Genomic DNA, 1828 nt, shown 5'->3' with positions numbered 1-1828 from the left:
ACACCCCATTTCCTAAACAGTATACCATACTGTCTAACAAATGGGGTGCAGTTCATTTCCTTTATGGATATTTTTGTGGTACATCCGCTTTCTTCGGAAGGAAAGCCTATTCGCATCGTTAAGTTTCAAATTCCAGCTGCGGTGACAGCAATCCCTACAGGATGGAAAAATCGTTTTTATGGCCGTGTGGGGGAATCTCTTGTTGATTTATCGCAGGAAAAAATCGATAGAATTCGAGGTGAACGCAGAACTGATTGGACTAGAGAAATTATTGACGGGGTTTCTTTATCGCATCTGGACACAAAGGCTGTTTCGATTGCCAGAACCAATTACAGAGAACGCCTTTCCAATGCAGCTAATTCTAACGCAGTAGAAGAACTTGACAAAATGGATGATTACCAATTTTTGTCTAAAATTAAACTTATTCGGAATGGAAAAATAACGAAGGCTGCATTCGTTCTACTTGGAAATAGCGATTATTCGGATTTCTTTGAGGTTCCTCCGCAGATTATGTGGAGACTTTATGATCATAAAGGGAATACAATAGACCATGAAATTTTTGATATTCCGTTTTTGTGCGCTATAGATTCGGTTTACAAAAAGATTCGCAACTTGACGTATCGCTATATGCCTAATCAGCTAAGTTTATTTCCGACTGAAACGCAACAATATGATTCTTGGCTGCTGCGAGAGTTGCTTAACAACTGTATTGCGCATCAGGATTATACTGCGGATCGAAGGATATATGTAGATGAATTTGAAGATCGTATTGTAATATCAAACGCAGGACAATTTCTACCAGGAAATATTAAGACTGTATTAGAGCCGGCATATGCACCGCCATATTATCGAAATCCGCTTCTTGCACAAGCGATGGTCAATTTTAAGATGATTGATACTGCCTCGATGGGAATTCGCCGTGTTTATTCTATCCAAAAAGAAAAGCTGATCCCTATGCCAGACTATGACTTGTCAAGATACGATCAGGTTCGTGTTACGGTTTACGGAAAGGTTTTGAACGACAACTACACAAAAATTCTTTTTGAAAATCCCAATATGGATTTAGATACAGTGTATTTACTTGATAGAGTTCAGAAGGGAGAAAATATTAGCAGAATGGAAGCCGCTGCATTGAGAAAGCTTGGATTGATAGAGGGGAAAATTCCAAAGCTGTTTGTTTCTGCAACGGTGGCAGAAGCCCTGGACCAAAAAGCTCAATATATAAAAAATAAGGGATTTGATGATCAATATTATAAGCAATTGATTGTTGACTATTTGAACAAATGGGGCAAAGGGCAAAAAAGTGACTTTGATAAATTGCTGTTCGATAAATTGCCTGATTCCCTAACAGCCGTACAAAAAAACACTAAGATTCGAAATTTACTGGCATCACTTAGGATGGGCGGCATTATTGAAACCGATTCTGAAAACCATCAGCGTTCCAATTGGGTGTTGACGAAAAAATGAGATTTTTCATCATCTAATCAAGCTCTAATCAAGCGCGAACGCTGAAAAGTACAGTAGTACGTCGATTTTATTAAGCTGTTATATGGTGTAATTAAAGGTCTATGAACTGCCTGTTAAAATAGAACCGCATGAATGATACAAAAAGGAGTTCCACAGTACAGCCTATTGTAATCGTTTTCCGAACGCTCTGTAATTTTGGCACCCGCGCAGGCTGCGATCAAGAACCCCCGCAAGTAATGGCGTGAGGGCTTGAGAAAGCACCAATAAAGTATATGACCGCCCCGGTTTCTGTGATAGGAAACCGGGGCGTTTTTTTGCGCTCACGGAGGGGCAGATGAAAAACGCAGTATGAATATATACT

At 39.6% G+C, this 1828-nt stretch carries 1 protein-coding gene; it reads left to right on the top strand.

Annotated features, from left to right (window positions below):
* Positions 1–1467 (top strand): ATP-binding protein (locus J3353_RS15915; RefSeq protein ID WP_207685237.1); only part of this gene is annotated, 1467 nt, incomplete at its 5' end.
* Positions 1468–1828: the final 361 nt, after the last annotated feature.

The organism is Faecalibacterium sp. Marseille-Q4137 (assembly GCF_017377535.1).
GTDB lineage: Bacteria > Bacillota > Clostridia > Oscillospirales > Ruminococcaceae > Faecalibacterium > Faecalibacterium duncaniae.
Note: the sequence above shows the minus strand (reverse complement) of the source record. Positions and strands in the feature narration are given on the sequence as shown.